Raw genomic sequence first — 23,625 nt, 5'->3', positions numbered from 1 at the left:
GCGCCGGCATGGGGTCAGATTCAATGACGGCTGTGTCCCAAAATGGGAGGCACGCTGTCCTAAACCTCCGCAACCGGCGCCGCGAACTGCGCCTCGTACAGCCGTGCGTAAGCCCCGCCGGCGGCCAGCAGTGATGAGTGGGTCCCCTGCTCCACGATCTGGCCGGCTTCCATCACCAGGATGAGGTCGGCGTCGCGGATCGTGGACAGGCGGTGCGCGATCACAAATGACGTCCGGTCTGACCGCAGGGCGCTCATGGCCTTCTGCACCAGCACCTCGGTCCGGGTGTCCACCGAAGACGTCGCCTCGTCCAGGATCAAAACAGAGGGCCGCGCCAGGAAGGCCCGCGCGATGGTCAGCAGCTGCTTCTCACCCGCTGACACGTTGGAGCCTTCGTCGTCCAGCACGGTGTCGTACCCTTCGGGCAGCGACTTCACGAACCGGTCCACATACGTCGCCCGCGCCGCCTCCAGAATTTCGTCCGAAGACGCAGCGGGCCGGCCGTAGGCAATGTTGTCCCGGATGGTCCCACCGAACAGCCACGTGTCCTGCAGCACCATCCCCATCCGCGAGCGCAGGTCGTTCCGGGTCATGGTGGTGATGTCCACGCCGTCCAACGTGATCCGGCCGGCATCCAGCTCGTAGAACCGCATCATCAGGTTCACCAGCGTGGTCTTGCCCGCCCCCGTCGGCCCCACAATGGCCACCGTCTGCCCCGGCTCCGCCACCAAAGACAACCCGGAAATCAGAGGCTTGTCCGGCGAATACGAGAAGGACACGTCCTCGAACACCAGCCGCCCGCGCCCGGCACCATCAGGACTCTGCAAAGAAGCACCCACAGGATCGGCAGACTGTTCCTCCGTATCCAACAACTCGAACACCCGCTCAGCCGACGCAACGCCGGACTGCAGCAGGTTGGCCATCGAGCCGAGCTGCGCCAGCGGCTGGGTGAACTGCCGCGAGTACTGGATGAACGCCTGCACGTCACCCAACTGCATGGCCCCGGACGCAACCTGCAGGCCGCCCACCACGGCAATCCCCACGTACACCAGGTTCCCGATGAAGGTCATGGCCGGCATGATCAGCCCGGAAATGAACTGCGCCCCGAAACTCGCCTCATACAGCTCCACGTTCTTCTGCCGGAACCGCTCCCCCACCTCGCGCTGCCGGCCGAACACCTTTACCAGTGCATGCCCGGTGTAGGTCTCCTCAATCTGCCCATTCAGCTCACCGGTGTTCTTCCACTGCTGCACAAACAGCTTCTGCGAGCGCTTGGCAATCAGCGCCGTGATCCCCAGCGTCAGCGGAATGGTCACCAGCGCGATCAGCGCCAGCGTCGGGGACAGGATGAACATCATCACCAACACGCCCACCACCGTCAGCAACGACGTCACCGCCTGGCTGATGGACTGCTGCAGGCTCTGCGAAATGTTGTCGACGTCGTTGGTCACCCGGCTGAGCAGCTCACCGCGCTGGATCGAGTCGAAATACCGCAGCGGCAGCCGGTTGATCTTCGCCTCGATCTTCTCGCGCAGCCCAAATACCGTCCGCTGCACCACGCCGTTCAGAACATACGCCTGCCCCCACATGAACGCCGACCCCAGCACGTACAGCACCAGCGCCCACGTCAGCACGCTGGCCAGCGCCGCAAAGTCGATCCCCGCACCCGGCGTCAGCGTCATGGCGCCGAGCATGTCCGCCTTCTGGTTCTCCCCCGCCGCCCGCAGCTGCGCAATCAGTTGCGCCTGCGTCATCCCCGGCGGCAGCTGCTTGGACACCACACCGGCGAAAATCAGGTTGGTGCCCTCGCCGAGCAGCCGCGGCCCAATCACCTGCAGCACTACGCCCGCCACGGCCATTACCAGCACCAGCACCAGCCAGAGCCGTTCCGGCCGCAGGGTGCCCAGCAGCCGTTTGGCCGAACCGCTGAAGTTCATCGCCTTCTCTACCGGGACGTTCATCCCGGCAAACGGTCCGCCGTGCCCTGGGCCGCCGCGCGGCCGGGGAATGCGTACGACGTCGGCCTGGCCGGCTCCGGAGCCGGGCCCGGTTTTGGTGCCGCGAGCGGGACGGGTCCCCGGGTGTTGGGTGCTCATACCGTTTCCTCCGCTGCCAGCTGGGACGAAACAATCTCACGGTACGTCTCGGATGTCTCCAGCAACTCATGGTGCGTGCCGTGCGCAACGATCCTGCCGTCGTCGAGCACCATAATCTGGTCCGCGTCAACGATGCTGGACACGCGCTGGGCGATGATGACCATGGTGGCACCAGCAGTGCTCCGCTTGAGCGCCTGGCGCAGCCGGGCGTCGGTGCCGGTGTCCAGGGACGAGAACGAGTCGTCAAAGATGTAGAGCTCGGGCCTCTTCACCAGGGCCCGGGCGATGGCCAGCCGCTGCCGCTGCCCGCCGGAGACGTTGGTGCCGCCCTGCGAGATCGCCGCGTCCAGCCCATCCTCCATCTGCTCCACGAAGTCCCGGGCCTGGGCGATCTCCAGCGCGGTCCACAGCTCGTCCTCGGTGGCGTCCGGGTTGCCGTACAGGAGGTTGCTGCGCACGGTGCCGGAAAACAGGTATGGCCGTTGTGGCACCAGGCCGATGTGCCCCCAGAGCAGGTCCGGGTCCAGGTCCCTGACGTCCACTCCGTCCATCAGCACCGCGCCGGAGGTGACGTCGAAGAGCCGTGGCATCAGGTTCACCAGCGTGGTCTTGCCGGAGCCGGTGCTGCCGATGATCGCGGTCGTCTGCCCAGCGCGGGCGGTGAAGCTGATGCCTGACAGAACCGGCTGGTCGGCTCCCGGGTAGGCGAATCCGACGTCGCGCATCTCCAGCTCGCCGCGCCGCTGCCTGCCGGCGAACGCCGCGCTGGTGACCGGGTTCTCCGGCGGCAGGACGCTGGAACTGGTGCCCAGCACCTCGCCGATCCGGTCCGCGGACACCGACGCGCGCGGGATCATCACCGCCATGAAGGTGGCCATCATGACGGACATGAGGATCTGCATCAGGTAGCTCAGGAACGCGATCAGGGTGCCCACCTGCATGGACCCGTCCTCGATCCGGAAGGCGCCGAACCAGATAACCGCCACGCTGGATACGTTCAGGATCAGCATGACGGTGGGGAACATGAGCGCCATCAGGCGTCCGGCGCGGAGGGCAACGTCCGTGACGTCCGTGTTGGCCTGGGCGAACCGCGCCGTTTCCATGTCCTCCCGCACGAATGCCCGCACCACGCGGATGCCCGCGAGCTGTTCGCGCAGCACGCGGTTCACGGTGTCGATCCGGGCCTGCATCTTGCGGAACAGCGGCACCATCCGCGTGACAATGAGCCCGACGGCGATCAGCAGCACCGGGACACACACGGCAATGAGCCAGGACAGCTGGGCGTCCTGCCGGATGGCCATGATCACGCCACCGATGCTGAGCATGGGCGCGGCCACCATAAGCGTGGCGGACATCAGCACCAGCTGCTGGACCTGCTGGACGTCATTGGTGGACCTGGTGATCAGGCTCGGGGCGCCGAAGCGGGTGACCTCCTGCTCGGAAAACTCGCCCACGCGGTCAAAGATGGCGCCGCGCAGGTCCCGGCCCAGGCCCATCGCGGCCTTGGCACCGAAGTACACGGCCACCACGGCGCAGGCAATCTGCGCGAGGGTGATGAGCAGCATGACGCTGCCCGTGGACATGATGTAGGCGGTGTCGCCGCGGGCCACACCCTGGTCAATGATGTCCGCGTTCAGCGTTGGCAGGTACAGCGACGCGATGGACTGCGCCAGCTGGAAAACCACGACGGCGACCAGCAGCGGCCGGTGCGGCCGCAGGTATTCGACAAGCAACTTCCAGAGCATACGTACAAGCCCTCACCTGACGGAGTGTCCACAAACGTGGTGCGAAGGTCAGTGTACGTCCGGAGGCTGGGACTTAACCGGGGGTTCGAGCCAGAACTTTCAGGGTTCACTGACGGCGTACGCGGACTCCGGTTCAGGTCTTATTGCGGCGTGCGGTGTAGGTCCGGCGAGCGATGTTCGCCTTCCGGGTAAGCGCACCGTAGGCCGCGAGCAGCCGTGGCACCACAAGGTAGACCGCCAGGGGCACCACCAGTGCAGTGAGAAGCAGCGCCCGGAGGACCGGGTGCCACGCTTCCATCAAGGGCCCCAGCACGAGCATCCCGGTAGACACCAAGGGAAAGATTGCCGTCCAGGTGATGAAAGCCCGCATGTGGATGGAGGGAGTGCGCGGCTCGACGACAGCCGGCAGTGCAGGATGTTCAGCCTCACGTCTGCAATGTGCATGCATCGTCACGAGATTTCCGTTCAACTAATTGCTGTAATCCCCGCCCGATCGGGGTCTCTGTTGTGAATCGGTCCCGGGCGGCGGCCGCCGCCCGGGACTCGGCTCCGGAACCTCCCGTGTCCCGGGAACGGGAGGTTCCGAACGCTTTAGGTGATCGGTCCAGGCGACCGTCAGAGGTGTGATCCTTGACCGCGCATCGCCGGGACACCTGACGGTCCAGCCTCCCCGAGAAGGGCAAGCCATTGCCGTCGCTCCTCCTTTTGGCCAAACGGAACCTCAAAGGTTGGTGTGATGGAGAAGGACCAGTAGTCGTGCTGGGTGATCACGACTCCGGCACCGCCCAACAGGCCGGCCTCAAGCTCTGCGATTTCGATGGCACGCATCAGTTCACTTTTCTGGGTGTGCGGATCGTCCGCGTCAACCGCTAACGACACTTCCGTCTCTTTGAATATGGCCATGGAGTTGATCCGTTGTTTGCGCGCAATCGGTCTTGACCGGGCCTGCCGCTACCCGAGTTCGCGGGTTGTTTTGCGGCCGGTTTCCGGTCCGGCGAGCGCTGCGATGGTGCCCAGGATGCCCACCGCCACGCACATCCACACTGCCGGCTGCCACGAGCTTGGTCCGGCGCCGAGCGCCTGGGCGATGGTCGGAGCAAAACCTGCAGCCACCAATCCGAGCATCAGCCCTACTGCCATTCCGGTGTACCGCACCTTGGATGGGAACTGTTCCGCGTAGTAGGCGGCGCCGACGCCGATGGCCATGCTGTAGAAGACGCTGATGCCCAAGACCGCTGCGATGAGCAGAAGGATGACGTTGCCCGTGTCGATAGCGTTGAACAGGACGATCAGCGTGGAACTGGCACCCAGTGCGCCGATGATGTAGACGGGGCGCCGTCCGAAACGGTCCGCCCAGATGCCCACAACGGGTGCCATCACTGCGGCACCAATGTTTCCCACAGACACCGCTACCAGCATGGTGACGCTGGAGACGCCTTGGTTCTGCGTCACGTAAGCCAGGGTAAACACGTTGAATATGGTGCCTACGACGTTGATGCAGCTGCAGACAAGTACGCGGAGCGTGGCTTTCCAGTGGTAGCGCAGAAGGGTGACGATGGGCAGGGAATCTGTTTTGCCTTCCTTGCGTACCTCCTTGAAGACCTCGGGTTCTTCAAGGTTTCGCCTGAGGAGGTACGCAATGAGTGTCAAGATGCCGCTGAGAAGAAATGGGATGCGCCATCCCCACGAAACAAGCTGTTCCTGCGGCATTGCGGCAAGCGGCAGGAACACCAACGTTCCCACCGACATACCCAGTTGCATGCCGCTCATCGAGAACGCTGTGTAGAAAGCCCGTTTGCCGTCCGGGGCGTGTTCTACAGTCAGGCTGCTGGATCCCGGTACCTCTCCCCCTGCCGAGATGCCCTGCAGGAGCCGAAGAACCACCAGGAGGATCGGAGCCGCCAAACCGATGCTTCCATAGGAAGGGAGGACGCCTATGAGGAAGGTGGCGCCACCCATTAGGCCTATGGAGAGCATCAGGGCAGTCCTGCGGCCCAGCCGGTCACCGATGTGGCCCCAGAATATGGCGCCGAAAGGACGGGCAACATAGGCGACGCCGAAGGTTGCGACGGACACCAAGGCTCCTGCTCCGCCTGACATGTCGGAGAAGAATACTTTGCCGAAGACAAGGGCCGCGGCAGTGCCGTAGATGATGAAATCGTAATATTCGAGGGCGCTGCCAAAGAATCCGGAGAAGGCAGCACGACGCACCCTTTGGGCTTTAGTTTGCCCTTCGACGCCTGCAATGGTTACTGACATTTTAGCTCCTGTAATTGGGGAGTGGAGTGGGGTTAGAGGGTGATGGGGTTTAGCCGAATGGTTTGCGGTCCGACGGAGGAATCAAAGGTGACCGCGTAGAGCCCGTCAGGTCCGCCGTTGTAGGTGACGTCGACGCCGAGCTCCCGCGCGCTGGCAACATCGCCCAGCCACGCCTGGAGATTGGCCTCGGTGCCACCGATCTCGATCGAGACGACGCCTGCGCCCTGGACGTCGCCGGTTCCCTGCTGGACAGATGCCAGGCTGGAATGCCTGCTCAAGTCCGGGACGTAGTAGATGTTCGGCTTCCCAGTCCGCCAGGAATTCCAGAAATCGGGAGTGTGGGGAATCGGTGGTTTATCCGCCGAGGGGACCATGGAGACCTTCCCGCCGGATATTCCTTCCATGGGCGTGAGTCCATGGGCTCTGGCGAATTCGTAGATCTCGTCCATGGAGTCAGTGCGCAGGCACAATCCGGCAAAGCAATCGCCCGAATCTGTTTGGCGCTCCAGTTCAAGGGCCATGGGTCCGCGGTCCCTGATCATGCGGTGGTCAACAATGCTCTCTACTTCGATGTACACGTAGTTGCCCAGCGAGATGATCTTTTGGCCCAGCCCCAGGCCCGGGAAGTAACCACCGTCGGAAGACCCGATGCCGGTTTGGCGGCTGAGTTCCACGGTGGTGCGGTACAGGTTGTCAGACCAGACCGCGATGTGATCGAGTGTGATCACTTATGGCTCCTTATGTTGATGCTCTTGTGGGTACTTTTGCGGTGGGCCCTGGGTCAAGGCCGTGACAATGCGGCCTGGACAGGCCTGCTGAAAGCCCGTGAATACTGGTGCGGGTACCTCGCCGGTTCGCCCAGATGCTCGGCCGCCTGCCGGGCCCAGTTGGGGTTGCGCAACAGTTCCCGGGCAAGGAACACTGCGTCTGCTTGGCCGGAGCTGACGATCCGGGCAGCCTGGTGGGCGTCCGTGATGAGCCCTACAGCCGCCGTTGCGATGGACGCTTCCTCGCGGATCTGTTCGGCAAATTCAACTTGATAGCCCGGCCGTACAGGAATCCTCGCGTCCGGCACGATGCCTCCGGTGGAGACATCGAGCAGGTCCACTCCGTGGTCCCCTAATTCTTTTGCAAGCAAGACCGACTCATCTCTGGTCCATCCGAGGCGTTCATCGTCGGTGTCACCAGCCAGCCAGTCCGTAGCCGATACGCGGAAGAATAGTGGTTTCTCCTCGGGCCACTGCTGCCGCACTGCGTCAACGACTTCCACTGCGAACCTCATCCGGTTGCCCAGGGATCCGCCGTATTCGTCGGTGCGCTGGTTGGACGCCGGTGAAAGGAACTGGTGGATCAAGTAGCCGTGGGCCCCATGGAGCTCCAACACATCGAAGCCCGCCAGGTTGGCCCGTCCGGCGCTGTGGGCAAAGTCCTGGACGAGAGCATGGATTTCAGCGCGCGTCAGCTCCTTCGGGGCCGACAATCTCCCAAACGGCACGGCGCTGGGCCCCACACGCTCCCAATTGCTTTCTTCACCGGTTCCGTCTTCCCAAGGGCGGCCTGTGGCTGCTTTGCGGCCGGCATGTACCAGCTGGATACCGGCAGAAGTCCCGTGCTGGTGCAGGAACCTGATGATTTTGCGGTAGGACAAAGCCTGACTGTCGTTCCACAGGCCCAAGTCGTAGCGGCTGCTTCGCCCCTCCGGGTTGATCGCGGTTGCTTCGACCATGGCTAGGCCTGCACCGCCCAGTGCGCGGGCTGCGAAGTGCTGGAAGTGCCAATCAGTGGCTGCACCTGTCTCGGGTCCGGACGGATGGGAGGAGAACTGCATCATGGGAGACATCCAGATGCGGTTAGGTATTGTCAGTCGCCGAAGAGTGAGGGGCTGGAACAGCTCATTCATCGTGGCTCCGCCGTCCTCGGGCCAACGCCCAGGAAGGCCGCGCCGTTGCGCTGGAGAGCGGCCCGGTCCAGTCCACTGTTGTCCACGAAGGCCGTCAGGTCGGCTTCTGCCATGTCGAACGGGTAGTCCGTCCCGCAAAGGATCCGGTCTTCCCCTGCATGGGATGCCAGCAGGTGGAGGGTCTCCCGATCGTGCGTGACCGTGTCGAAGTACGCAGAGCTGAAGAGGTCCCGGGGATCGCTGGAACTGGCGGCCCGAACATCGGCGCGCGCACGCCAGGCATGTGCCCATCGGCCCAGAAGTGCAGGCGCGCATCCCCCGCCGTGGACGAAGCAGATCCGGAGATCAGGCAGTTCTTCCAGGACGCCCCCCAAGATTCCTGATGCCACCGCTGTCGCTGTCTCTACCGGGTTCCCAATGAGGTTGGCCAAGTAGTAGGAAGACCATTCAGGACGCGGCAACTGCATCGGGTGAACGAGCACGGCAAGCCGGTGCTCAGCCGCTGAGCGCAGGATTGCGCGAAGCACACCGGTGTCCAGCGACTGTTCCCGAAGGATTGGCGGGATGGCGACACCTGCCAGGACACCAACCTTGGAAATATCGCGGATCTGTTGTTGTGCCGCGGAGATATCATCAAGCCGCGTCAGGCCAAGACCGGCGAGGCGGCCGGAGGACTCAGCCACCACCTTTGAAAGGCTCGCGTTGTACTCATTGATGTAGTCCTCCGATGACGAGCTCACAGCGAAGGCGAACGGCGGTGGCGACAACGCCCGCAGCGCGATGCCGTGGGCATCCATGTCCGCAATGATCGCGTTGACGTCGCTCATTGCTTCGGTCCTGATGGACAGCGGCAGGTTTCCAAGGAACAGCTCACCGTCCTGGTCCCGCATTCCCCCAAAGGGCGAACCGGCCGGCAGGCGGAACAAGCTTGCCGGCAGCCAATGGGCGTGAACGTCGATCAAACCGGTGCTCATGACGCGCCCAACGGCAGTGGTTCGTTTTCCGAATCGAGATGCTCGACCGTAGTAAAAATCAGGTCAGTCTGGCCGATGTTCTCGATGTCATGGAGCAGGTACTCCCCCGCGCCGAAGTGGAAGTGCCGGGTTTCGCCGGCCGAATAAGATACGTCACGGGTTGTTCCATCGTGCGTATGCTGCCGGCTGCTGCCCGCGTTGACGGCCGTCCAGAAGTAATCGAGGACATGCCGGTGCGCATGCCAGCGTTCACCGGGTGCGAGTCGGATTTCCCACACCCTGACCCGGTTGTTTTGGCTCAGCAGTGTGGACCCTACCTGGCCATCAAAAGCATGGGTCTTGAACTCCTTCCGGAGTTCTTCGGACCATCCGTCGAAATCTGTTCCGACGAGGGTTCCCGCAAGGGGAAGGTCGCTGAGAAAGCTGTTGGTGCTCATGGTGGAGCCCTTTCCTTGGTTCGTTGTGCTTAGCGTCCGGGCCCGTAAAGTCCGAAACGAAGATCCTTGTCGCCCGGGGTCCAGGTATTCGTAAACTGCGACCGTTCTCCCATGGCTTTTACGCGGGCGAGCAGGTTGCTGCTCAGTTCGAGCTGGCTCGGCTCCCATTTCTCCAGTGCTTCAGCCACATTGCCTGCAGCGGCCGTCAGCGCTTCACTGAGGGCCCACGCATCGGCAGCAGCCTTGGCGGTGCCGGCGGCTGCGTGCGGCCTGGCGGCGCAGGCAGCGTCGCCGATGAGCGCCACGCGGCCCTTGGCCATCTTTGACGCGCGGGAGTCCCAGACAACCTGGATGAACGGGGACTCTGTGGAGGTGACCAGTTCAGCTGCCGCGGGTGCGAGGAGCCGGGCGGCCGCCTGGCGCATTTCGTCAACGTAGCGATCCTGGACCTGGTTGGGGTGCACGGAGACCTTGCCAGGGAATCCTTGCTTGTTGGTGAGCATTTCATCGAGCTCGGGACCTTCCGGCACGTTGCGGTACCAGACATAGTTCATGAGCCGCTGCCCCGTACCGAGTCCCCTCTCACTCGGGATGGGGTACATGGTGATCTGCGAGTGCGGAACAACGTTGTACGTCACGGCATCGTTGAGCAGGTTGGCCGTTTCTGCCGAGAGGTCCGCCTCGTCGACGGTTCCGCGCCATCCGATGTAGCCGGAGTATTCGAGGGTGACATCCGGATCGATCCGCGCCCGATTGGCGGAGGTGATCCCGTCGGCGATGACAACGAGTGCGGCCTTCTCCTGGCGCCCGCTAACAAACCGGACAGTGACTGAATCCTCGTCCTGGTCAAAGCCGCAGGCAAACTCCCCAAGATGGTAGTGGTCCCGTCCAAAGTCGGAGAGCAAGGCACGGTAGAACGTGCCCCAGGATGTGTGGGACCACGTGCGGGCTTCGCGGTCGATGATGCGATTCCCGGCGTCGAGGTATTGGACCCAGCTGGTTGTGGTGCTCACGTCTTCGGGTCGCTGGGAACTGCGTTCCTGGAACCACCTCAGGGTGTCCGGCTGCAGGACGATGCCGCCGCCGCGGCCGTCCAGGTCTGTGGGTGTGCGTTCGTAAATGTCAACGTCGAACCCGAGGTCGCGGAGCAACAGTGCGGCTGTCAGGCCGCCGATCGATCCTCCGATGACCAGTGCGCGCGATCCTTCATAGGCGCTCATGACGATATTCCTTTCACTGTTGTGTGATCTTGGGGGACGCCTTCAGGGGCGTCCGTGGGTAGTTCCGCGTCTCGGGTTTCGGGGGCGAAGTACAGGCCGATGAGCGCGATGATTCCAGTGGAGGCAAGGACTGCTGTGGCCACTCCGAGGTTGCCGCCAAACCACGAGGATGCGATGACTCCTGCCACGAGCGGGCCTGCCGCGGTGACGTAGCGGCCGATGCTGTTTGCCAGGGCAATTCCGCTCGCCCTCATGCTTGGCGAGAACATCTCCGGTCCATAGACGAAGTTGCCGGACAATGCGCCGAACAGGCCGAAGCCAACAATTGGGATGACGGCCAGGTAAGTGCTGTAAGAGTGCTCAAAGGGGAACAGGTATGCCACGCTTGCCCCGGAAATGACGAAGCTGACCAGGAACGCCTTCTTGCGTCCAATGGCATCGGCAATGAAGCCCCAGGAGGCATAGCCGAGAATTCCACCCGCGTTGAACAACATGGACGAGATCGCCACCCGGTGGTTCGCTTCCTGCGCTGGAAGTGACTCCGCCAGGGTCATGTCCCGGATGATCTGGGGGTACCACGTAGAGACGCTCCAAAAGGCGAGCAATGCCCCCGTGGCCAATGCAGTACAGATCAGTGTTGCCCGCAAATGTGGTGCCGAAAGAAGCCTGCGGAGAACGAACTGGTCCTCTTGGCGGCGGGAAGTTTGTCCTTTGCGCTCCTTGCGCCTGGCAATGACGTCCGTGATCTCCTCCGGCTCCGGCACGTACCGGCGCAAGAACCAGACCAGGAATGCGGGAACGACGGCGAGGACCAACATGAAACGCCAGCCCTTTTCACTCAGCAGGCCATAGGCAAGCGCTGCCATGAAGAACCCTGCTGCGTAGCCGGACATCATGACCCCGCACGCCCGGGCGCGGTACCTGTTGCGCCACACCTCAGCCACCAGCGCTGCACCGACCGGGGCTTCCACACCCGATCCAAGACCCGCGATGAATCGCAGGATGCCCAGTTGCCACCATGTATCAGCGAACGCTGCAGCAGCCGTGAAGACGGCATAAGTGAGGATGCCGATCGACAGGACACGAACACGCCCGAAATAGTCCGCCAACACTCCGAAGAGGATTCCGCCGGTGGCCCACCCTGCCAGGAAGAGGGCCACCGTGAGGCCGCCGTAGAATCCGATCTGCGCCGAATTGACCACAACGCCGGAGTGCGGCAACAGGTCCGTCATTGCCGGCCCGAGGACGAGTGCGTAAAGGCTGCCCGCGAAGCCATCGAGCGCCCATCCCATGGTGGTGCCGAAAAGTACGAGCCATTGCACCCTTGTGATTTGCTGCCGCCAGCCAGGGGCCGCCGAATCTTGTTTGTTCCGCATCACGTGCGCTGTCCTTTCAGGATCCCTGTCGAGTCAGTTCAAGCGCCCGGGAGCGTCGGCACCGTACCAATCGACGTCGGAGTCCGCTGTCCGAACGACGATGGTCTTGATCCAGGTGAAGTCGTCGAAGGACTCCGTTCCCGCGTCCTTGCCCGCCCCGGATTCCTTGATGCCGCCCCACGGCAGTGAAGGCTCAAGCCTGTGGTGGTCGTTGACCCACACCATTCCTGACTCGATCGCGGCGGCCACCCTGTGCCCTCGTGCGAGGTCATGGGTCCAGACGGCCGCCCCAAGGCCGAAGCGGTTGTCATTAGCCATCTCAATGGCCTCGGCTTCAGTGTCGAATGGCACGACGACGGCCACCGGCCCGAAGATCTCCTCCTGGGCGACGCGCATACTATTCGTTGCATCAGCAAAGACGGTGGGCTGGAGGAAGTACCCGTCGCGGAGGTCATCGGGCAGTTCGGGAACCGTGCCACCGGCGGCGAGGCGGGCACCTTCCTCCTGACCGACGGCAATGTAGTCAAGGACCTTCCGACGCTGCGCGTCACTGATCATCGGGCCCATCTGCGTTTCAGGCTTTGCCGGGTCGCCGATCCTGATTGCGTTGGCCCGTGAGGCCAGGGCTTCAACGAACTCGACGTATCGATCCCTTTGCACGAGGAAACGGGACCCGGCTACACATGATTGCCCCGAGGCAACGAAGGCTGCGAATGCAGCGCCTTCAGCCGCAGCGACAGGATCGTAGTCTCCGAAGACAATCACAGGGGTCTTGCCGCCCAGTTCCGCAGTGATTCGTGCAAACCTGGATGCCGTAGCAACGGCGGCCGAGCGGCCGGCCTCGGTGCCCCCGGTCAGCGTCACCTTCGCGACGTCAGCATGTTCCGTCAGGCCGATCCCGGCCTCGCGTCCGCCAGTAACAACGTTGATTACTCCTTCGGGGACGCCGGCCTCGGTGACAATGCGCGCGATGGCCAGGGTGGTCAGCGGAGTCAGTTCAGATGGTTTGATCACCACGGTGTTCCCCGTGGCCAAAGCAGCAGACAAGCTCCGTGCAAGGATCAGCGCCGGGTGGTTAAACGGAGTGATAATTCCACAGACCCCAAGAGGGCTGCGCTTTTGATAGGTCAGGTAAGGCCCATCGCTGGGCAGGACAGCGTCCCGCTGGGCGGCGAGAAGGGCCGCATTGTAGCGGAACCACTCCGGTACACGCGACAGCTGGGCGCGGGTCTCAGTGATCGGGCGGCCGTTGTTTTGGGTCTCGAGAGTGAACAGAGACTCGCTTGCCGTTTCCAGCGCGTCAGCAGCCTTCAACAGCACCTTTGCGCGTTCGGTCCGGCTCATCCGGGGCCACGGCCCTGATTCGAAGGCTACCCGGGCGGCAGCGACGGCTTTGTCGACATCGACGCGGACGCCATCCGGAACAGTAGCCAGCGGCCGGCCGGTTGCGGGGTTGGAGATCGTCAGGAATGCTCCGCTCTCGGCAGGAACATCCTTTCCATTGATAAACATCAGCCGTTCCATCATCTGTGCCTCATTTCTTGTCGTCCGTCTGCTCTGACGGCCCTGAAAGGAATCCCTCTCAGTATGCGATGTGAAGGGTAGCTGCAATATGTTTCTGGGCACACAATTAGTGGCTATATATGTTTCCTTTGACACTCTCGATGGGTACACTCGGGAGAATGACGAGTGACGGCACCAGGCAAACCCGTGGAACTGTTGAGGTCCACCGCTGGTTGGACAGCGTCCGGGGGATTACCCAAACGGTGGCGACAGCCCAACCGCTCCCGCAGGTGCTCGAATTGATTGCCAATACTGCCGCTGCCCTCATGGGCTACGAATTCTGTGGCGTTCTCTTGCCGGACCCGTCTGGCAGCAGGCTCACGATCGAAGGATCGAGTGGACTCTCCCGCGAGTACATCGACCAAGTGAACGCGGATCACCCGGTTTTGTTGCAGCAGGGCACGGCTCCGGAGGCCCCCTCGAGCCGTGCATTCCGGACCGGAAAGCCCGTTGCCATTGCGGATATCCAGGCGGAGCCTCAATTTGCCCCCTGGGGCGGTGTCGCCCGAGAGCAGGGATACCGGTCCATGATCTCTGTACCCCTGCTGGAATCGGGTCAACGGGCTATCGGCACACTGAACTGCTATCGGAGAGGCACCCACAATTTCGGCCAGCAGGAGATCGCCCTTCTCTCGGTACTCGCAGACCATGCCGCCATTGCCCTCACTACGTCCCGCCTACGTTCGGATGAAGCCCGGCGGATGGACGAATTGGTACGTCTTAATGCAGAGCTGCATACACAACGGGATCTCCTCGAGAAGTCCGAAGTGATCCACCAAAAACTGACCGACATCGCGCTAAGGGGTGGCGGCGTGCCCGGGATTGCTGTTGCCCTGGCGAATTTGATTTCACGCGCTGTCCTGATCGAAGACGCCCAGGGGGCAGTGATTGGCCGGTCGAGCGTTGATGCCGGGCTTCCCGACGAGAAGACCAGGGCCGGCGGCCGGGCTGATCCGTCCCCGGCGTTCGAGGTCTTTCCCGTGCTCCTCAACGACAGTGAAGTCGCAAGAATCTGGACTGCGACCGGATCGCGAACGCTGGCTCCGCTTGAGACCCGCGCCGTCGAACATGCCACCGTGGTGACATCACTTGAACTCCTCCGGGCACGAACAGCCGAGGAGGCCCAGTGGCGACTGCAGGGAGAGGTACTGAATGACCTCTTGCTGGGTGAACCCTCTGCGATGGATTCAATTCATGCCCGGGCCGAACGCCTGGGCCACAACCTGAAGGTAGAGCACACCCTTGTAGGCGTTTCCTTGGCGGAAATGGCGCAGGAGGATGTCAACGTATGCCTTCAACAGGCCCTCCGGCGGATCAATGCGTGGGCATCGACGCAGAGGCCGCGGCCCCTGTGCACCATCCATCACGACCGGATCGTTGTGCTCATCCCTTCGCCGTCCGGCCGCTCTGAAGAGGAATCCACAACCGAAAAGATCCGAAGAATGGCCGTGTCACGCCATCCCAAGGCCACTGCCACAGCCGTGTCGAGAGGTCCGGTCAGCGAGTTGATCATGTACCCCCGGGTATACCGCTCCGTGGCCGGAGCCTTGAACATGCTCGCCCTGGGTGGACGGACCAATGCATCAGTTACCCTCGACGATCTCGGACTGGTAGGCCTGCTGCTCCAACTGGATGACTCCAGCCAGCTGCTCCGGTATGCCGGCCAGGCACTGGGCCCCGTCCGCAACCATGACGAGACCCGGGGAACTGAGCTGCTCAAAACGTTGCGAACGTACTTCGCAGCCGGACAAATGAACGCGGAAACCGCACGCCTTCTCCAGGTCCACCCCAACACTGTGGCGCAGAGGCTTCGACGCATACAGGTCCTGACGAACAGGGACCTGAGCCGCCCCGACCAGGCAATGGACCTTGCCGCTGCCCTGGCCATCGGCGACGTTGCCGACTCGAAGTTCCTGCCCGCAGATGACCGGGCCGGTCCGGCACCACTGGCAACCCGCTAGCGCCAGGAACAACCAACGGCCCACGCGTTGGGTCGAGCGGGCCAGAGTTACACCAGGCGCGCCTGATCAGGGAATCAGGTTGTCTGCGCGGTAGCGGTCGAACAGCGAGGTAAAGGCGTCCAGCGTCCGCCGGTATCCCATGAAGCCGGCGTCCCGGCTCTTGCCCATGTCCGTCACCACCTCGATGCCGCGTCCCAGGTCACCGTCCGTGTGCCACCAGGATGCCACCCGGCCCAGCTCCGGCTCGCTGAGGTTGTGGTGGGCGGCGAGCTGCCGCCACTGGTCCCCGCGCCCCGCCATGGACTGCTCCAGGGGACGGGGCTCTCCCTGGTACCCCTCCCACTCCACGCCGAAGTAGGCGGCGAGTTTCGGCCACATCCACCGCCAGCGGAACACGTCACCGTTGACGATATTGAAAGCCTGGTTCGCGGCTTCCGGGGTGGTGGAGGCCCAGAGCATGTGCTCGGCCAGCAGGCCTGCATCCGTCATGTCAGTGAGGCCGTTCCATTGCGTCTCGGATCCCGGGAACACGAACGGCTCCCCGCTGTCCCGGCACAGGGTGGCCTGCGCAGCAAGCGTAAGGCCCATGTTCATCGCGTTGCCCACCGCGTGGCCAATCACGGTGTGTGCGCGGTGCACGGACCAGGTAAAGCCCTGCCCAGCCGCTGCCGCCCAGAGTTCATCCTCCTGGGCGTAGTAGAAGTTGGGTACTGGAAGGCGCGGCTCCTCCTCATGGAAGGGCGTGTCCGGCATCTCCCCGGCCGCGTACGCCTCGAACGGTCCCAGGTAGTGCTTAAGGCCTGTCATCAGGGCGACGTGGGACACGTCCTTGCCCTGCAGTGCTCCGAGGAGATCACGCACCATGCCGGCATTGACGGCGATGTTCTCTTCCTCGGTGGCCCGGCGCGACCACGCGGTGAAGTAGACATGGGAGGGGTTCTCAGGACCAAGCACAGCCGCCAGGGAGGAAGCTGAGGTCAGGTCCGCCGAGAGCCACCGGACGCCAGGGCGCTCAGCTCCGGGCCTGCGGGACAAGGCAAGGACAGCCCAGCCTTCGCCAACCAAAGTATCCACCAGCGCGGACCCCGCGATGCCGGTGGCACCCACCACCAGGGCAGTCCGCCCGTTGCCCGCTGCTGATCCTGCACCCGCTGCTGATCCTGCACCCGCTGCTGTTCCTGAACCGATGGTCATAGTGCTCCTTCTGCTGCCGGGTTGTCCGACGACGCCCCCTTGCGACAAGCCCCAGCGTCAGGCAGATATTCCGCCGCTCAGTCGAGGTGTAGGCGGAGGGGGCTAGAAGCTGCCCTCTGTGTCAGGCTCAATCGCCCACGCAAGGCGGTGCAGCACACTTGCCGTCCGCCCCCGCAGGATTGACCAGGGTGACAGGCTGGGCTTCTTTACCCGAACCCTCTTGGGCGCACGCGGCAGCGCGCTGGTGGCAGTGTCGTCGCTCCTCGCAAGGAAGAGGGCTACAAGGCTTGAACCGTCCATGAAGTTGTTTCCTGAAATTTCGAAAGTCCCACGCAAAAGGGTGGGAAGAAATGGAGAGTGCGGACTGACTGAGAGAGGACCCGCACTTTGATTATGGCTGGGGGCAGCGGCAGCCTCCCAACCGGTTGACCAACTGTTACGTTCCCTCACTTGGAGAACGGATCCCTCCTGGAAAAGAGGGGTTTCCCTCCCCCGCGTCTATGTTCCAATAGGAGGGTTGCACCGGCTGCCCGAGTCCAACCGCGGCCTCGGCCCAACGGAAGGAAGAAGCACATGACCGAACCCCAAGACCATCCCCCGGTCCCCACGCCCGGGAGCGCACAGGGCCTGGACCAGAAGGTTGGGGGTGGGTGCCCCGTAGCCCATGGCAGCGCCACGGCCCAGGGCAGCGAAAGTGAAAACCCGGCGATTGACACGCCGCAGCCCAAGGGGCACCGGCCACGGACCAACCAGGACTGGTGGCCCAACCAGCTGGACCTTTCCGTGCTTCATGCGCACAGCCAGGCGAGCAACCCGCTGGGCCCGTCATTCAGCTACCGCGAGGAATTCCAGAAGCTGGACGTGGAGGCACTCAAGCGTGACATCACCGAGGTCCTGACCACCTCGCAGGATTGGTGGCCGGCGGACTTCGGCCACTACGGCGGCCTCATGATTCGGCTGAGCTGGCACGCCGCAGGCACCTACCGCGTCCAGGACGGCCGCGGCGGAGCGGGTGACGGCAGCCAGCGGTTTGCCCCGCTGAACAGCTGGCCGGACAACGCCAACCTGGACAAGGCCCGGCGCCTGCTGTGGCCGGTCAAGCAGAAGTACGGCCAGAAGCTCTCCTGGGCCGACCTGCTGGTCCTGGCCGGAAACGTTGCCCTGGAATCGATGGGCTTCAAGACCTTCGGCTTTGCCTTTGGCCGGGAGGACGTGTGGGAGCCCGAGCAGATCTTCTGGGGCCCGGAGGATGCCTGGCTCGGCGACGAGCGCTACGTCGGCGAAGGGCAGATGTCCGAAGAGGTCGGCTCCACCGAAATGGGCCTGATTTACGTCAACCCCGAAGGCCCCAAGGGCAACCCGGACCCGGTGGCCGCTGCCGCGTTCATCCGCGAGACCTTCAAGCGGATGGCAATGAACGACGAAGAAACCTTCGCGCTGATCGCCGGCGGCCACACCTTCGGCAAGACCCATGGCGCCGGCCCCGCCGATGCTCATGTGGGTCCCGAACCGGAAGCCGCCAACCTTGAGGCACAGGGCCTGGGCTGGCTCAGCACCTACGGCAGCGGCAAGGGTGGCGACACCATCACCTCGGGCCTTGAGGTCACCTGGACGGACAGGCCTACGCAATGGAGCAACCGCTTCCTGGAGATCCTGTTCGAGTACGAGTGGGAACTGGTCAAGAGCCCGGGTGGCGCCCACCAGTGGGTGGCCAAGGACGCCCCCGAGATCATCCCGGACGCCCACGATCCCGCTAAGAAGCACCGGCCCACCATGCTGACAACGGACCTGTCGCTGCGCTTCGACCCCGTCTATGAGGCGATCGGACGGCGCTTCCTCAAGAACCCGGACGAGTTCGCCCTGGCGTTCGCCAAGGCCTGGTACAAGCTGCTGCACCGCGACATGGGCCCGGTGGGGCCCCACATGCTGGGCCCGTGGGTCCCGGAGCCGCAACTGTGGCAGGACCCTGTTCCCGCCGTCGACCATGAACTGATTGACGACCAGGACGTCGCCTCCCTGAAGGCCAAGCTGCTGGATTCCGGCCTGACCATCCCGCAACTGGCCGGCACGGCCTGGGCCTCGGCTGCCACCTACCGCAAGACGGACCGCCGTGGCGGCGCCAACGGTGCCCGGATCCGGCTGGAGCCGCAGCGCAGCTGGGACGTCTCCGAACCGGAGCAGCTGTCCACCGTGCTCCAGTCCCTTGAGCGTGTCCAGGATGAGTTCAATTCAGCCCAGGCCGGCGGCAAGAAGGTGTCCCTCGCCGACCTGATCGTCCTGGGCGGCGCGGCTGCGGTGGAAAAGGCCGCTGCCGACGCAGGGTTCCCCGTGACTGTGCCGTTCCGGCCCGGCCGCACGGACGCCACCCAGGAGCAGACCGACGTCGAATCATTCCAGTACCTGCAGCCGCGGGCTGACGGGTTCCGCAACTACCTGCGGCCCGGCCTGAAGCTCCAGCCAGAGACCCTCCTGCTGGACAAGGCCTACATGCTGGACCTCTCCGCGCCGGAAATGACGGCGCTGGTGGGCGGCATGCGTGCCCTGGGCACCAACGTGGGCGGCGCCGGCCATGGCGTGCTTACGGACAGGCCGCAGGTCCTGACGAACGATTTCTTCGTCAACCTTCTCTCACCAGGCACCAAATGGAAGGCGTCCGAGTCGGAGGAAAATGTCTACGAAATTACCGATGCCGCCACCGGTGAGCTGAAGTGGACGGCCACCCCCGTGGACCTGGTCTTCGGCTCCAACTCGCAGCTGCGCGCCCTCGCCGAGGTCTATGCCAGCGACGACGCCCGGGAGAAGTTCGTCAACGACTTCGTGGCCGCCTGGACCAAGGTCATGGAGCTGGACCGCTTCGACCTGAACTAGACCCCTAAGTCAGGGCCGGCTGCATACCGCAGCCGGCCCTGACTCCTTTGAAGCGATTGTCAGGGTCCGGCGGGAAAGCTGATCACCGCGGTGGTGCCGCCGCCCGGCGTCTCTTTCAGGCTCAGCTCTCCACCGTGGGCTTCCACAACGCGCCGGGCGATTGCCAGGCCCAGACCCGAGCCGTGTCCGTCACCGTCCCTGTGGAGCCGGACGAGGGGTTCCAGGACGCGCTGCCGGTCCTCCGGGGCGATCCCCTTGCCGTTGTCCGCCACAAACACCGTGGTTCCGTGGTAGTTGGAAATACCGCTGATGCGGACCTTGAGGTCCCGGTCCGGGCTCCGGTAATTCACGGCGTTGGCCACCAGGTTCTGCAGCAGCGTGCGCAGCTGGCCGGGATCCACATGGAGCTTCATAGCCTCGGCGTCCAGGACGGCGCCACTGCCGAAGGACAGGCCCAGATCCTTGGCGACCTCTGCTGCCACCGTCTGGAGGGAGACCCGTTGCCGCTGGAGGGCACCGCCCATCCGGGAGTAGGTCAGGACGTCTTCAAGCATGGCGAGCATCCGGTGCCCGCTGGCATCGATGATCTGCAGGTACTCGGCCGCAGGGTGGTCACCGTCCACCTCGTCCCCGGCCATCTCCACGTAGCCCAGCATCGTGGTGAGGGGTCCGCGCAGGTCGTGGCTGACACGTCCCGCGAACTCCGCCAGTTTGGCATTGCTTTCGCGCACTTCGCTGAGGGCGCTGTTCAGCTGGAGGGTTCGCCGCTGGAGTTCCAGGAGCTGGACGGCCTGGCGGGCCAGGATCTCCAGCATGCCCAGCTGGTCCTTCCCAGGGGTGCCCGGGGTATTGGCGAAGACGCAGAGGGAGCCCAGCACGAACCCTGACGCGGTCTCCAGGGGCACCGACGCGTAGAACCGCACGGAGGCGATCTCCCCTGTCACAAACGGATTCGATGCGAGGCGGGGGTCCAGGGATGCGTCGGGGACAACGGTTGGCTTCCCCGAAAGGAAGACTTGTGAACACATGGAATCTTCGCGGGAGCAGACGGCGGCCTCAAAGCCGACGGCCGCCACCTGCTGTTGCTGATCGGAGGTGACAACATTGATCACGCCGAAGGGGACGCCGCAAAGTTTGGCGGCCAACTGAACCAGGTTCTTCAGGGGTTCCGTAGACAGCTCGTCAGGGGTGTGCGTGGATCCTTCGTCAGCGGCAAAGGCGAACCCGTATTCCTGCAGCAGTTCGTCCCGCCCGGCCGGATCCGCGGGAGCTGCAGTTACCGTCTGAGTGCGCGCCATGAATTGTCCCCTTTCAGACCGCAAATTTGGGTCCGGGGCCGATAGTACAGGCCAGCAGCGATTTCCCGGGAACGCGCTCACCGTGCACGGCCGGAACGCAGGCACACCCGCAGCATAGGATCTTCTCATGGCCCAGCTCATCGCACCAGACGTCAGCCTCCACTCATCCTGGCTTGAGGCAGCGGCAGAGTTTGCCGGTGCCCGGCAGGACGGTGCGGGCGCAGACAGCTGGTCCCCGGACGATCTCATCGATGCGCAGGCGTTCAGCCGGTTCGTTGACGTCCTCATCAAAGACGCCAGGCCGGAAACGGTGCGGAAGCCCGGCTACGTGCCCTGCACCTACCTGTGGATTGTCGACGGCGGCACGTTCGTCGGATCGCTGGCCATCAGGCACAGCTTGAACGACTACCTCCTCAACGAAGGCGGGCACATCGGCTACAGCGTCAGGCCCTCCGCGAGGCGGCGCGGCCATGCAGCGAAAGCGTTGGCAGACGCGCTTCCCGTGGCGCGGGCGCTGGGGATCGAACGGGTGCTCCTGACCTGCGACGAGGCCAATGCCGGCTCGAGGGCCACCATTGAAAAGAATGGCGGGCAGTACGAAGACACGCGCAACGGCAAGCGCCGCTATTGGATAGAGAACGCCTAGCCCATGGGGGGGAAGCCCCCGCGCGAGTCTAGCTCCAGCGCAGGGGCCTCCAATGCTTCCTGCCGGGGAACTGACGTGGAAGCAGTTAAGAAATTACCGTCGGTAGCCTGCCTAAATGTCCAAAACCGGCACCTTCGGCCAATCTTGAGCCAACCTTGAGCGGAGCTCACTGCGCGATCTCATCGGAACTCAGTCCGTTGGCCCCGCCGCGGCATCCGGATCCTCTTCCGGTTCAAAGGTGTTGGGCTCGGCGCCGTCGGAAATCCCGACGCCGTCCTTGCCACCGGGGATCCCGCCGTCGGCATTGCCTTTGCCGGCCGCCGAGCCTTCCTGCGGCTCATCCTCGGGCAGTGAATCAGGTGAATTGATGGACATCGCTCCTCCTTCTGTGGCTGGGCCTCCACGCTAACAGCCCCCGACCCAAAAGGCGCCGGAAGGCGGCCATCTCCTGAAGTCAGCTGCCCAGTTCCGCGGCCCGCTGCTGCCTCAGGATGTAGCGCTGCAGCTTGCCCGACGGCGTCTTTGGCAGGTCCTCAACGAAGTGGATGCGGCGCGGGTAGGCGTGTGCGGCGAACTGCGTCCTGACCATGGTCTGCAGTTCGGCCACCAGGGCATCACTGCCGGTGGTCCCTTCCGCCAGGACAACATAAGCCTCCAGGACTTCTCCGCGCAGTTCGTCGGGAGCGCCCACCACGGCAGTTTCCAGGACCGCCGGATGGGTGGCCAGGACGCTCTCCACATCGAAAGGGCCAATCCGGTAGCCGGCCATGATGATCACGTCGTCATCACGGGAGGAGAAGAAATAGTAGCCGTCCGCGTCCACCGTGCCCGCGTCGCCGGTCAGGTACCACTTGGCGTCCGCGCTGAATCTTTCCGCCGTCTTTTCCGGTGCGTCCTGGTACCCCTTGAACCACATCATGGGGCTGTCTGCCACATTGACGGCAACCCGGCCCAGTTCACCCGGCGCGGCCGGCTCGTCGGCGTTGTCCTTGAGGACCGCACAGCTCCACCCCGGCAGGGGCCGGCCCATGGAACCCGGCCTGAGTTCCGTCCGCACGTCGTCATGCCAGGCATTGATGATCATCATCCCGTGTTCGGTCTGTCCGTAATGGTCCCGTACCGGAACCCCCAGCACCTCCCGGGCCCAGCTGATCACCTCCGGGGTCAGCGGTTCGCCGGCGGACGAGGCGCGCCGAAGGTGGAAAGGACTGATTCCGGCGCCGGCTTTCGCGCGCATGGTGCGGTACACGGTGGGGGCAGCCGCGAAGTTGGTGACGGAAAACGCCTCCAGCACTTTGAAGCTGAGTTCCGGCGAGAAACCCGGGCGCAGCAGGAGGTTCCGCCGCCCTGCCGCCATGGGACCGAGGATCCCGTAGTACAGGCCGTAGGCCCAGCCGGGATCTGCGGCATTCCAAAAAACATCCTCGTCACTGACGTCCAGGCCCAGCTCGACGTACTGGCGGAACGCGGCCAACGCCCGGACGGGCACCGGTACGCCCTTGGGTGCACCGGTGGTTCCGGACGTGAAGATCAGCACCAAATCACCGTCACCTCCCACAGCTTCGGCCGCGATCCCCGGTTGCTGCCTGGCAAGGAGCGGCGTGAGCGCCAGGTCCGGCAGGGATGCTTCTGCGCCGGCAACCACGACGGCGGCCTCGGTTTCGTGGATCTTCGCCCGCTGGTCGGCGTCGGTGATCACAGCCTTTGCGCCGGAGGCTGTGAGGCGAAGCTCGATGGCCGGCCACGCGAAGGCGGTGAACAGCGGCACGTGGACGGCACCGCGGCGCCAAATAGCCAGGAGCATGACCACCAGGTCCGCCGACTTTCCCATCAGGGTGGCCACCGCATCTCCCGGACCTATTCCCAACTCCGCCAAGGCGGCGGCTCCCCGTTCCGAGCGTTCCCGGAGCTCGCCGTAGGTGATGTCCTCGGCGGAGAGGTCGGCAGCAACCACCGTAAAGGCAACGGCGTTGGGATCGTGGCTGTCACACAGGAGTTCGGCCGCGCAGGCGTCGGCCGCACCGTAGGTGGAAAGAAGGGCATCAACGGCTGGGACCGGACGGGACATTCATTCTCCTTTGAACAATG

General features: G+C 63.9%; 19 protein-coding genes. 3 read left to right on the top strand and 16 right to left on the bottom strand.

Annotated features, from left to right (window positions below; all coding sequences use genetic code 11):
- Positions 1 to 59: 59 nt before the first annotated feature.
- The 12 genes from FB478_RS08810 to FB478_RS08755 all read right to left on the bottom strand — a co-directional run bounded on the left by FB478_RS08810 (position 60) and on the right by FB478_RS08755 (position 13,519).
- Positions 60 to 2,096, bottom strand: coding sequence for an ABC transporter ATP-binding protein (locus tag FB478_RS08810; protein ID WP_144600216.1), 2,037 nt, complete (start codon positions 2,094 to 2,096; stop codon positions 60 to 62).
- Complete coding sequence (locus tag FB478_RS08805) at positions 2,093 to 3,841, bottom strand: ABC transporter ATP-binding protein (RefSeq protein ID WP_056391598.1); 1,749 nt, start codon at positions 3,839 to 3,841, stop codon at positions 2,093 to 2,095. Before FB478_RS08805 ends, FB478_RS08810 begins: the two co-directional genes overlap by 4 nt.
- 133 nt (positions 3,842 to 3,974) lie before the next feature.
- Positions 3,975 to 4,172, bottom strand: a complete 198-nt coding sequence (locus tag FB478_RS21230) for a hypothetical protein (RefSeq protein WP_261377369.1) — start codon at positions 4,170 to 4,172, stop codon at positions 3,975 to 3,977.
- Positions 4,173 to 4,456: 284 nt separating this feature from the next.
- Complete coding sequence (locus tag FB478_RS08795; protein ID WP_144600215.1) at positions 4,457 to 4,720, bottom strand: hypothetical protein; 264 nt, start codon at positions 4,718 to 4,720, stop codon at positions 4,457 to 4,459.
- 72 nt (positions 4,721 to 4,792) lie between these two features.
- Positions 4,793 to 6,100, bottom strand: coding sequence for an MFS transporter (locus FB478_RS08790; protein ID WP_144600214.1), 1,308 nt, complete (start codon positions 6,098 to 6,100; stop codon positions 4,793 to 4,795).
- A 32-nt stretch (positions 6,101 to 6,132) separates the two neighbouring features.
- On the bottom strand, positions 6,133 to 6,828 hold the full coding sequence (locus FB478_RS08785; RefSeq protein ID WP_144600213.1) for a VOC family protein: 696 nt from the start codon (positions 6,826 to 6,828) through the stop codon (positions 6,133 to 6,135).
- 53 nt (positions 6,829 to 6,881) lie between these two features.
- Positions 6,882 to 8,000, bottom strand: a complete 1,119-nt coding sequence (locus FB478_RS08780; RefSeq protein ID WP_144600212.1) for an NADH:flavin oxidoreductase/NADH oxidase — start codon at positions 7,998 to 8,000, stop codon at positions 6,882 to 6,884.
- Positions 7,997 to 8,974, bottom strand: coding sequence for an amidohydrolase family protein (locus tag FB478_RS08775; protein WP_144600211.1), 978 nt, complete (start codon positions 8,972 to 8,974; stop codon positions 7,997 to 7,999). The genes FB478_RS08780 and FB478_RS08775 overlap by 4 nt, the downstream gene beginning before the upstream one ends.
- Positions 8,971 to 9,411 carry a hypothetical protein gene (locus FB478_RS08770; protein WP_144600210.1) on the bottom strand — a complete coding sequence of 147 codons (441 nt, stop codon included), beginning with the start codon at positions 9,409 to 9,411 and terminating at the stop codon, positions 8,971 to 8,973. The genes FB478_RS08775 and FB478_RS08770 overlap by 4 nt, the downstream gene beginning before the upstream one ends.
- 29 nt (positions 9,412 to 9,440) lie before the next feature.
- A complete protein-coding gene (locus FB478_RS08765; RefSeq protein ID WP_144600209.1) occupies positions 9,441 to 10,631 on the bottom strand; it encodes an FAD-dependent monooxygenase in 1,191 nt (396 codons plus the stop codon).
- Positions 10,628 to 11,953 carry an MFS transporter gene (locus tag FB478_RS08760; RefSeq protein WP_222430058.1) on the bottom strand — a complete coding sequence of 442 codons (1,326 nt, stop codon included), beginning with the start codon at positions 11,951 to 11,953 and terminating at the stop codon, positions 10,628 to 10,630. Before FB478_RS08760 ends, FB478_RS08765 begins: the two co-directional genes overlap by 4 nt.
- An 87-nt stretch (positions 11,954 to 12,040) precedes the next feature.
- Positions 12,041 to 13,519 (bottom strand): aldehyde dehydrogenase, encoded by a 1,479-nt coding sequence (locus FB478_RS08755; protein ID WP_144600207.1) that lies wholly within the window; start codon positions 13,517 to 13,519, stop codon positions 12,041 to 12,043.
- Positions 13,520 to 13,650: 131 nt separating this feature from the next.
- On the opposite strand from FB478_RS08755, the gene FB478_RS08750 reads away from it, so the two are divergent.
- Positions 13,651 to 15,531, top strand: coding sequence for a GAF domain-containing protein (locus tag FB478_RS08750; protein ID WP_144600206.1), 1,881 nt, complete (start codon positions 13,651 to 13,653; stop codon positions 15,529 to 15,531).
- Between the two features lie 66 nt (positions 15,532 to 15,597).
- Here the strand turns inward: FB478_RS08750 and FB478_RS08745 are convergent, their stop codons facing one another.
- The gene (locus tag FB478_RS08745) at positions 15,598 to 16,725 is read right to left on the bottom strand and encodes an SDR family oxidoreductase (protein WP_144600205.1); all 1,128 of its coding nucleotides are present in this window, start codon (positions 16,723 to 16,725) and stop codon (positions 15,598 to 15,600) included.
- 573 nt (positions 16,726 to 17,298) lie between these two features.
- On the opposite strand from FB478_RS08745, the gene katG reads away from it, so the two are divergent.
- Complete coding sequence (gene katG / locus FB478_RS08735) at positions 17,299 to 19,593, top strand: catalase/peroxidase HPI (RefSeq protein ID WP_144600203.1); 2,295 nt, start codon at positions 17,299 to 17,301, stop codon at positions 19,591 to 19,593.
- 59 nt (positions 19,594 to 19,652) lie between these two features.
- On the opposite strand, the gene FB478_RS08730 is transcribed toward katG, so the two are convergent.
- On the bottom strand, positions 19,653 to 20,891 hold the full coding sequence (locus tag FB478_RS08730; protein ID WP_144600202.1) for a GAF domain-containing sensor histidine kinase: 1,239 nt from the start codon (positions 20,889 to 20,891) through the stop codon (positions 19,653 to 19,655).
- A 127-nt stretch (positions 20,892 to 21,018) separates the two neighbouring features.
- On the opposite strand from FB478_RS08730, the gene FB478_RS08725 reads away from it, so the two are divergent.
- A complete protein-coding gene (locus tag FB478_RS08725; protein WP_144600201.1) occupies positions 21,019 to 21,537 on the top strand; it encodes a GNAT family N-acetyltransferase in 519 nt (172 codons plus the stop codon).
- A 189-nt stretch (positions 21,538 to 21,726) separates the two neighbouring features.
- Here the strand turns inward: FB478_RS08725 and FB478_RS08720 are convergent, their stop codons facing one another.
- Positions 21,727 to 21,912 (bottom strand): hypothetical protein, encoded by a 186-nt coding sequence (locus FB478_RS08720; RefSeq protein ID WP_144600200.1) that lies wholly within the window; start codon positions 21,910 to 21,912, stop codon positions 21,727 to 21,729.
- Between the two features lie 79 nt (positions 21,913 to 21,991).
- A complete protein-coding gene (locus tag FB478_RS08715) occupies positions 21,992 to 23,605 on the bottom strand; it encodes an AMP-binding protein (RefSeq protein WP_144600199.1) in 1,614 nt (537 codons plus the stop codon).
- Between the last annotated feature and the right edge of the window lie 20 nt (positions 23,606 to 23,625).

The organism is Arthrobacter sp. AG367 (genome assembly GCF_007828995.1).
Lineage (GTDB): Bacteria > Actinomycetota > Actinomycetes > Actinomycetales > Micrococcaceae > Arthrobacter.
Note: the sequence above shows the minus strand (reverse complement) of the source record. Positions and strands in the feature narration are given on the sequence as shown.

Bases quoted from the DNA above. Each gene is read 5' to 3' on its own strand.
- FB478_RS08810 (WP_144600216.1), bottom strand. From the start codon at position 2,096: ATGAGCACCCAACACCCGGGGACCCGTCCCGCTCGCGGCACCAAAACC.
- FB478_RS08805 (WP_056391598.1), bottom strand. From the start codon at position 3,841: ATGCTCTGGAAGTTGCTTGTCGAATACCTGCGGCCGCACCGGCCGCTG.
- FB478_RS08790 (WP_144600214.1), bottom strand. From the start codon at position 6,100: ATGTCAGTAACCATTGCAGGCGTCGAAGGGCAAACTAAAGCCCAAAGG.
- FB478_RS08780 (WP_144600212.1), bottom strand. From the start codon at position 8,000: ATGAATGAGCTGTTCCAGCCCCTCACTCTTCGGCGACTGACAATACCT.
- FB478_RS08775 (WP_144600211.1), bottom strand. From the start codon at position 8,974: ATGAGCACCGGTTTGATCGACGTTCACGCCCATTGGCTGCCGGCAAGC.
- FB478_RS08770 (WP_144600210.1), bottom strand. From the start codon at position 9,411: ATGAGCACCAACAGCTTTCTCAGCGACCTTCCCCTTGCGGGAACCCTC.
- FB478_RS08765 (WP_144600209.1), bottom strand. From the start codon at position 10,631: ATGAGCGCCTATGAAGGATCGCGCGCACTGGTCATCGGAGGATCGATC.
- FB478_RS08755 (WP_144600207.1), bottom strand. From the start codon at position 13,519: ATGTTTATCAATGGAAAGGATGTTCCTGCCGAGAGCGGAGCATTCCTG.
- FB478_RS08750 (WP_144600206.1), top strand. From the start codon at position 13,651: ATGTTTCCTTTGACACTCTCGATGGGTACACTCGGGAGAATGACGAGT.
- FB478_RS08745 (WP_144600205.1), bottom strand. From the start codon at position 16,725: ATGACCATCGGTTCAGGAACAGCAGCGGGTGCAGGATCAGCAGCGGGT.
- katG (WP_144600203.1), top strand. From the start codon at position 17,299: ATGACCGAACCCCAAGACCATCCCCCGGTCCCCACGCCCGGGAGCGCA.
- FB478_RS08730 (WP_144600202.1), bottom strand. From the start codon at position 20,891: ATGGCGCGCACTCAGACGGTAACTGCAGCTCCCGCGGATCCGGCCGGG.
- FB478_RS08725 (WP_144600201.1), top strand. From the start codon at position 21,019: ATGGCCCAGCTCATCGCACCAGACGTCAGCCTCCACTCATCCTGGCTT.
- FB478_RS08720 (WP_144600200.1), bottom strand. From the start codon at position 21,912: ATGTCCATCAATTCACCTGATTCACTGCCCGAGGATGAGCCGCAGGAA.
- FB478_RS08715 (WP_144600199.1), bottom strand. From the start codon at position 23,605: ATGTCCCGTCCGGTCCCAGCCGTTGATGCCCTTCTTTCCACCTACGGT.